Origin of the sequence: Corynebacterium sp. HMSC11E11 (assembly GCF_001807025.1) — a bacterium.
Taxonomy (GTDB): Bacteria; Actinomycetota; Actinomycetes; order Mycobacteriales; family Mycobacteriaceae; genus Corynebacterium; species Corynebacterium freneyi.
Map to the genome: position 1 here is coordinate 1 of NZ_KV787121.1, position 6,455 is coordinate 6,455.

6 protein-coding genes are annotated in these 6,455 nt (G+C 68.9%); 1 reads left to right on the plus strand and 5 read right to left on the minus strand.

Features of this window, described 5'->3' with window-relative positions; translation table 11 throughout:
• Positions 1-160: 160 nt before the first annotated feature.
• The 5 genes from HMPREF3121_RS03110 to HMPREF3121_RS03130 are packed head-to-tail and all read right to left on the minus strand — an operon-like array spanning position 161 to position 5,852.
• Positions 161-1,855 carry an ABC transporter permease subunit gene (locus HMPREF3121_RS03110; protein ID WP_070519786.1) on the minus strand — a complete coding sequence of 565 codons (1,695 nt, stop codon included), beginning with the start codon at positions 1,853-1,855 and terminating at the stop codon, positions 161-163.
• Positions 1,852-3,318 carry an ABC transporter substrate-binding protein gene (locus HMPREF3121_RS03115; RefSeq protein ID WP_070519788.1) on the minus strand — a complete coding sequence of 489 codons (1,467 nt, stop codon included), beginning with the start codon at positions 3,316-3,318 and terminating at the stop codon, positions 1,852-1,854. Before HMPREF3121_RS03115 ends, HMPREF3121_RS03110 begins: the two co-directional genes overlap by 4 nt.
• A gap of 52 nt (positions 3,319-3,370) precedes the next feature.
• Positions 3,371-4,606: an MFS transporter gene (locus tag HMPREF3121_RS03120; protein ID WP_371327312.1), complete on the minus strand. Its 1,236-nt coding sequence runs from the start codon at positions 4,604-4,606 to the stop codon at positions 3,371-3,373.
• On the minus strand, positions 4,603-5,256 hold the full coding sequence (locus HMPREF3121_RS12845; protein WP_070519792.1) for an ATP-binding cassette domain-containing protein: 654 nt from the start codon (positions 5,254-5,256) through the stop codon (positions 4,603-4,605). Before HMPREF3121_RS12845 ends, HMPREF3121_RS03120 begins: the two co-directional genes overlap by 4 nt.
• Positions 5,253-5,852 carry an ATP-binding cassette domain-containing protein gene (locus HMPREF3121_RS03130; RefSeq protein ID WP_070519795.1) on the minus strand — a complete coding sequence of 200 codons (600 nt, stop codon included), beginning with the start codon at positions 5,850-5,852 and terminating at the stop codon, positions 5,253-5,255. Before HMPREF3121_RS03130 ends, HMPREF3121_RS12845 begins: the two co-directional genes overlap by 4 nt.
• A gap of 139 nt (positions 5,853-5,991) precedes the next feature.
• Here HMPREF3121_RS03130 and HMPREF3121_RS03135 point away from each other — a divergent pair, with 139 nt between their 5' ends.
• The gene (locus HMPREF3121_RS03135) at positions 5,992-6,423 is read left to right on the plus strand and encodes a carboxymuconolactone decarboxylase family protein (RefSeq protein ID WP_070519794.1); all 432 of its coding nucleotides are present in this window, start codon (positions 5,992-5,994) and stop codon (positions 6,421-6,423) included.
• The last annotated feature ends 32 nt before the right edge of the window (positions 6,424-6,455 follow it).

Genomic DNA, 6,455 nt, shown 5'->3' on the forward strand with positions numbered 1-6,455 from the left:
TCGCTCAATCAACCAGGCTCGCCGCTACCAACGTCCTGGCCGGGTACATCTAGGCGCCGGGTCCCGGACATAGGGGGCAGCGTGTGCCGGGGTACGGCTGCCGCGGATGCGCATGTACCTGGCCGTGCCCGCCTATGGCCGGGTCGTCCTGGAGTGACCCCTATTTCGCGGCTCGCCCGCCGACGAACCGGTCGGTGGCGATCGTGGCCGCGACGCCGAGGCTGGCCAGGCCGATCATCGGTCCCCACGCCATCCACGGCGACCGTTCGAGATAATTGGTGGACTCGTTGAGGATCACGCCCCAGTCCGGGCTGCCCACGGCCGCGCCGACGCCGAGGAAACCCAACGAGGCCAGGGCGATGGCGTTGTGGGCGATGCGGGTGACCGCGTGCTTGGTCACCGCGGGAACGGTCATCGGCAGCACGTGGCGGCGCAGGAGGTGCCAGCGGCCGGCACCCATCGTCCGGGCGTAGCGGTAATGCCCGGTCGCCGCCGCCTCCGCCGCCACTTCCGCGCAGTGGGCGGCCAGCGGAATCCAGCCGACCAGCAGCACCGCGATGGCCGCGGTAAGCACCGACCGCCCCAGGACGCCGGCGAGCACCAGACCCAGGAGGATGGCGGGCACGGCGTTCATGGCGTCGCCGAGGTACTGGACCGACGGGCCCATGTGTCCCAACACGAGCGCGATGAGGGCGCAGATGACGGTCACGAGGACGGCGATGCCGATGGTGGAGCCGATGCCGTCGGCGAGCCGCGCCCAGATGTCGCGGCCGAGCTGGTCGGTGCCGAGCGGATGCGCCAACGACGGCGCCTGCAGCCTCCGGGAGGACTCGATGGCGGAGCTGCGGGGCAGGCCCGCCGCGATGAAGACGATCGGGATCATGGACAGGGCCAACCCCACGCCCCCGCCGAAGACGGTCGGGCGGGCGGCGGGAGCGGCGCCGCCGGCGAGCTTGCGGGACACGGTGGCACGCACGACCTGGGCGACCGTGCCGAAGATGATGCCGAACAACAGCACGACGGCGACCGCGGCCTGCAGGACGGGGATGTCGCCCGCGGTGGCGGCGTCGACGACGTCACGGCCGAAGCCGGGGATGTTGAAGGCGACCTCGATCGCGGCGGTCGCCGCCAGCGTGCCCACGAAGAACAGGGTGAGCTGGGACAGCGTCGGCAGGAAGGCGCGCATGGCCACGTAGCGGACGATCGTGGACTTCTTGACCCCGTTGAGGCGCCACGATTCCACCCAGGGTTCCACCAGCGCGGTGTCGACGGAGATCAGCAGCACACGACCGTAGAGTCCGGCCGCGGGCAGGCCGATGGCCAGCGTCGGCAACACCATGTGGGCGACGGAGTTCCACCCGCCGACCGGGAAGAGCCTCCACCCGACCGCGAACCACGACAGCAGCAGCACCGCCAGCACGAAGCTGGGCAATGCCGCCAGAATCGCCAGGATGCCGGGAGTCCAGCGCCCCGCCCGCGATCCGGTGATGCGCGGCAGGACGATGACGAAGGCCAGCAGGACGCTGGTCACCGTCGCGGCGATGGTCAAGGCGATGGTGATGCCGAGCCCGTGGGTGGCGGCGGCCAGCGCGTCCCGGCCGGTGACCCAGGAGGTGCCGAAGTCGCCGCGGACGGCACCTCCGAACCACTGGGACAGCGATTCCCACGGGCTGGTCGGCAGGTCGTACTCGTTGCGGATGGCCTCGATCAGCTCCGGGGTGGCCTCGCGCTCGCGTTCGCGGGCGCGCAACACCGCGTAAGCCGGCTCCCGCCCGGTCAGCCACGGCAACAGGGCCGTGAGGACCAGCAGCGCCACGCTCGAACCGACGACCGCGGCGACCCTCCGCGCGATCACTTGGCGGTCTTCTCCGTGATGAGGTGTCGCTCCATCGGATTCAGGTCGATGCCGGTGACGCCGTCGGTGGCCACGAGCAGCCGCTCGTGGGCCAGCGGGACGGCGGCGCCGTCGGCGACGATCATGGCGCCGATGTGGGCGGCCGCGGCCAGGCGCTCCTCCGGGTCGGTCAGCTCGGCGGCCTCGTCGATCTCGGCGTCGATGTCGGCGTCGCACAGCTGCGACAGGTTGTAGGCGCTGCCGCAGGTGAAGTCGGACTGCAGGAAGCTGACCGGGTCGGACGCGCCGAACATGTAGTTGCGCGAGCCGACGATGAGGTCGAAGCCGCCCTCGAGGATGTCGGGCTCCAGGGAGTTGTAGTCGGCGACGGTGACGTTGACCACGAAGCCCATCTTGCGCAGCTGGTCGGCGACCAGGTTGGCGGTGTCCGGCAGCTCTGGGCGGGAATCCCAGGTCGCCAGGGTGACCTTCTTGCCGTCCCCCTCGGCTCCGGACTGCACGGTCGTCTCCGGGGTCGCGTCGGCCCAGTCCGACGAACGGTTGAAGATCGAGCCCTTGGGGTTGGCGGCCTGCCCCTCGAAGATGTCGCGGACGACCGGCTCGGCGTCGATGGCCGCGGCCACGGCGGTGCGCAGCTCCTCGTCGGCGAAGACGCCCTTGGTCGTGTTGAAGTGCAGCAGGTTGACGCGCGGCAGATCCACGTCGGAAACGTCGTCGTCGTCGATCTCGCCGCGCGAGGCGATCGGGATGCCCTTGACCACGTCCTGCTCGCCGGCGCGCAGCGCGTTGACGCGGGCGGCGGAGTCTTCGATGAAGGACACCGTCAGCGCCTCCGTGGCGGGCGTGCCCAGGCGGTAGTCTTCGAAGGCTTCGGCCGAGACGGTGCCGTCGGGGTTCTTGGTCGTCAGCGTGAACGGACCGGTGCCGTGGCCGAAGGGATCGGGTGCCTCGCCCGTGTACGCCCCCGGCGAGAGAATCATGGTGCCCGGGTCGGCGAAGCGGTTGACCAGGATCGGATCGTCCTTGTCCGAGGTAACCGTGACCTCCCGCTCACCGGTGGCGGTGGCCTCCAGCGTGTTGGAGCCGAGCCCCTTCGGACGCGCCGCGGCACCGATGGACCGGGACAGCGAGTTGGCGACCGACTCGCCGTCGACCGGGGTGCCGTCCTGGAAGGTCACGCCCTCCGGCAGGGTGAACACGACCGTGCGGGCGTCCTTGACCTCCCAGCTCTCCGCCAGCTCCGGGACGGCCACGCCGTCTTCGTCCATGCCCACGAGCATTTCGGCGCCACCGGCTCGGGTGACCAGCACCGCGTCGTCGGAATACGGCGAAAACTCCGCCACGGGATTGAACTGCAGGGCCACGCGCAGCGCGTCGGCGTCGTCGGCTCCCTGGGTGAAGCACCCCGCCAGCGTCAGCGGCAGGGCCGCGGTGGCCAGGAGGATTCCGATCTTTCGTTTCATGGTTGGTTGCGTTCCTTGTTCGATGGTCGTTCGATGATCGTTCAATTGATGGTCATTTCTCTTGCCCGGCACCGTGGCGCAGCTTGGTCAGACCCACGGCGGAGATCAGCAGCAGCACGGTCATGATGATCCAGGGCACCGCGGCCGCCGGCTGCGGGAGCTCGGCCCAATCCAGCGTCGCGCCGATGCCCAGCGAGCCCAGCAGCACGGCCAGTCCGCCGAAGCTGTTGAGGAAGCCGTAGGCCGAGCCGAGATCCCGGTTGCCGGTCAGCGTGCCCACCAGATCCTTGGAGATCGGCACCGCGATCATCATTCCGGTGTGCATGACCAGCAGCATCACCATCGACGGCGCCAACGCCCACCAACCGGACATCTCGATCGGCGCGCACACCGCGACGACGGCGAAGGACAGGGCCATCAGGGCGAAACCGCCGCCGATGGCCACCGACGGGGCCAAGCGCTGCGCCCAGGCGGTCATGGTGGTCTGCAGGCCGATGACGAACACCGCGGCGATGGCGAAATACCAGCTCAGATACTCGTCGCTGCCGGTCGCGCGGCGCAGCTCCACCGGCAGGGCCAGGTACTGCTGGTTGTAGGCCAGCAGGTAGGTCGAATACAGCAGCGCGAACACCATGAACCCGCGGTTGCGCAGGATCCGGCCCCACGCGGAGGTCATCGATCCACTGCTCGTCGAGCGCACGCCCCGCCACCTCGGGACCAGGAGGAGGTGCATGACGAAGATCCCCGCGAAGATGGCCGCGCCGACGTGGCACACCAACGAAAAGCCCACCGGGATCAGCAGCGCGCCCAACAGCGGGCCGGTCAGCGAACCGATGCGCGAGTAGCTGGCGTCGAGCGCGAACAGGTGCGCCCTGGTGCACACGCCCCGTTCCTCCAGCTCATGGCCGCCGGAGGCCAGCAACGATTCCACCGCCGGAGAAAACAGCGCCGCGGCAAAGCCGATGAGGATCACGCCGACGAGCATCATCTCCACCGACGTGGCCGAGCCGGCGACGAGGAAGCCGAGCACTCTGATGGCCACGCCGACCAACAGCACCCTGATGGCGCCGAACCGATCGGCCAGACCGCCGCCGAGGAAGAACATGCCCTGTTGGCTGAAGGTGCGCACGCCCAGCACCAGCCCGACGACGGCGCCGGAGGCGCCCAGGGAGTCGGTCATCTCCACCGCGATGAACGGCACCACCAGGTAGAACCCGATGTTGAAGAGCATCTGGGTGATCAGCAGCGCCTGGATTCTCCGGGGCAGCCCCTTCATTCCGGTCCTCATCCCGCGAGCTCCTTCGCCGCCGCCAGCAACTCCACTACCTCCGGTTTCTCGCAGGTGCCGAGACCATCCAGGTCGCCCGAAAACACGACCCGGCCGTCGGCGAGCACGACCATGTGCGTGCACGTCCGCAGCAGTCTGGCGATGTCATGGGAGATCAGCAGCACCGTCGCTTCGGTTCCCAGCAGCACCTGCTCCAGCAGCGCCGAGGTGTCCGAGTCGAGGGCGGAAAACGCCTCGTCGGCGATGATCAGGTCGGGGTTGCCGATCAGGGCGCGGGCGACGGCGATGCGCTGGCGCTGGCCGCCGGACAGCTCCGAGGGCCTGCGCTCGGCGAGCTGTGGATCCAGGCCGAGGGAGGCGAGCACCTTCGGCACGTCGCTGACGCGGTCGCGGGCGAATTCGCAGATGCTGTCGACGGCGGGGCGATTCGGCAGCAATGTGGTGCCCGGATCCTGCGGGATGTAACCGATGCCGCCCGACGGCATGGCGACGGTGCCCGAATCCGGGAGCAGCTGGCCGGTCAGGGCGCTGATCAGGCTGCTCTTGCCCGCACCCGACCGGCCCATGATGCCGACCTTGGCCCCGGCCGGGAACTCGAGGGTGACGTCGGTGAGACGCCCCCGGCAATTGACGTTGTCGACGGAAATCATGGGCACTCCCGCTCGTGGACTTCTCCGCCCTCGACGAGGAGGTGGCGCGTGGCGATCTTCCGGGCCACCCCGAGATCGTGGGTGGCGATGACGATGGCCGTATCCGTGCCGTGGTGCAGGGACGTCAGGGCGTCGAGCACTTCCAGCGTGGCGATCGGATCGAGGGATGAGGTGGGTTCGTCGGCAAGCAGCAGCGCCGGAGGAGGATCCGCGGCCAAGGCCGCGGCGATGGCGACGCGCTGACGCTGCCCTCCCGACAACTTCATGGGATAACGGTGCGCGAGCTCCGGCGTGATGCCGCAGGCGGCGAGCGCCTCCGTTCCGTCCCGGCCGGCGAGGATGCGGACCTGGCGATCGCAGCGCACGAGCGGATTGAGACTCGCCAGCGTGTCCTGCTGGATGAAGCTCGCGGGCAGCCCCTCGGTTGCGGCCGCGTCGCGGAGTTCCTTCAGCAGCGTGGTCTTCCCCGCCCCCGACTGCCCCATCACCGCGATGATGTCGCCGGGGAAAACATCGAGGTCGTCGATGTGCAGCAGCGTCGCGTCACCGGCACGGGAGGTGACGTCGCGCAGGCTCAGCGTCGCCGTTCGATTCATCAGGTCCTTCTTGACAACGATTTTCAAACCGTAAGCCTAACACGCACAAGCACTTCCCTATTTAGGCAAGCGTCACCAATGGGGGTAACCGTGCCCGAGGTGCCGAAATCGCCTGCACAGCGCCCTATACTCGGTGCCGATGACCAACCCCAACGATGACCTCTTCTCCTCCGAGCGCTACGACGTCGGCATCAGTATCCGCCGGGAAGTGATGGGCGACGACTTCGTCGACGCGGCACTGGAGCGCAACGCGGGCTCCGACGGCGAGACGCTGCAAAAGCACATCACCGCCACCGTCTGGGGCTCCGTCTGGAGCCGCGAAGGGCTGGCCAAGCGCGACCGCTCCCTGCTCAACATCGGCATGCTGGTCGCCCTGCGGGCCACCGAGGAACTGCGCGGACACATCAAGGGGGCGCTGGCCAACGGCCTGACCCGCACCGAAATTACCGAGGCCATCGTCCACGCCTCCGGCTACTGCGGCGCGCCCGCCGCACTGTCGGCCATGAAGGTCGCGCAGGAGGTCCTCGTCGCCGAGCTCGGCCCGCTCGAGGAAGAGTCCGACGAAGCGTAGCTCTTGGGTTCTATCGGTCATTGCAACACCCC

Coding starts and splice junctions, on each gene's coding strand:
- HMPREF3121_RS03115 (WP_070519788.1), bottom strand. CDS start 3,318: ATGAAACGAAAGATCGGAATCCTCCTGGCCACCGCGGCCCTGCCGCTG.
- HMPREF3121_RS03120 (WP_371327312.1), bottom strand. CDS start 4,606: ATGAGGACCGGAATGAAGGGGCTGCCCCGGAGAATCCAGGCGCTGCTG.
- HMPREF3121_RS12845 (WP_070519792.1), bottom strand. CDS start 5,256: ATGATTTCCGTCGACAACGTCAATTGCCGGGGGCGTCTCACCGACGTC.
- HMPREF3121_RS03130 (WP_070519795.1), bottom strand. CDS start 5,852: ATGAATCGAACGGCGACGCTGAGCCTGCGCGACGTCACCTCCCGTGCC.
- HMPREF3121_RS03135 (WP_070519794.1), top strand. CDS start 5,992: ATGACCAACCCCAACGATGACCTCTTCTCCTCCGAGCGCTACGACGTC.